At 58.4% G+C, this 1,311-nt stretch carries 1 pseudogene; it reads right to left on the reverse strand.

Annotation, left to right across the window (positions count from 1 at the left end):
• Window positions 1–1,174: pseudogene (locus tag FW764_RS28020) on the reverse strand (type IV secretion protein Rhs); the annotation flags it as partial.
• Window positions 1,175–1,311: the final 137 nt, after the last annotated feature.

Below are 1,311 nucleotides of genomic sequence, written 5' to 3' on the forward strand. Positions count from 1 at the left end.
TCTGCGTCTTGCTGCGAACCGCTGGCACCGCGTTCGCAACCAGGTTCTCCCCAACCTTCAACGGCGCAACCGGCACCGTCTTAATCTGCATCGCCGCACTACTCACCAGCAACGGCTTAACCACCTCGGCATGCGGCTCCAACCTGGGCATCACCAGCTTTTTAGCCAGCAACTCCAACAAATCCCGGGCCCGTCCAGACTTGATATGCCCAAGCACCTGCGTACCCAGGCGCACCGCCACACCCATTCCCGCCGTTGCCCAAACCAGCAGCAGGTTGATCAATACCTCGCCAGTGATCTCCCCCATCAACTCATTCATTTCTTGCGGCGCCAGCATGCGCATCCAGCTGACCATCGCCGACACATAAATGAACAGCAGCGGTTCATCGCTAAGCACCAGCAGACCCTGCGCAATAGCGTCGTCACCCAGCTTCAGCAGTTCATCCAGTTCGGTTTGGGAGATGTAGTTCAGCAACTTCTCGCTGTTGGGCTTGATGTCCGCCAGCAAGTCAACCAGTTGGGTGATGTTGTCCCACAGGCCGTAAAGCGCTTTGCCCATGCCACTGAGGAACGCCGCTTCCACCATCCTGCGCCGGTCCAGCGGGGTAGCGTCCGAATAGTCTTTCCACCGCGCCTGAAAGGTGCTGTTCCACTCATCACGCAGGCGCGCTTCCAACTCCCCGATCACCGACTGATAAGACGCATACAGCGCCTTGACGTGATCCTTGGAAACGTTGGGGTAGAAACTGATTCGGTACTGCTGGTTGCGATCACACTCGGTGATTTCGAGAATGCCGCTGGGGCCGATGGTCTTGTGGATCGGCTCGCCCAATGGGCCGCCGTTGGGGTCGACGCGTTGCAGTATCACCGGCGTGTCACCGATGGGCACAAACCGCGTGCTCTGGAACATGTGCACCAGGGTCAATGTGCCGTTGGCCTGGCAGGTGGCGACGGTGCTGCTGGGAAAAATGGAGCGGTTGATGGGCGCGACCAGCGCCACTTCATCGCCGACCTTGAACACCTGCTCGACATCCAGCGCCGAAAAGCTCCAGAAGCTCGAAGCCCAGTCGTCAAAGGTGTTCAGGCAGTTGCGAAAGTCACGCAAAACGCCTTCAACATCCGGCGCTTTGGCATCCATGGGCGTCAGGGCCAGCCGGCCAATGGCCGGGTTCAAGCGCCAGCCCCATCAACAGGGTTTTCAACACAAAAGGCCATCTGCAATCCCTCGCACTGTGTGATCAGGCGAAGGACTTTGCAGCGGTTTTTAGGGGATATCTGTAGAGCTTATCCGGCAGTTACGTGGGAGGTTTC

The organism is Pseudomonas sp. 1152_12 (genome assembly GCF_052850675.1).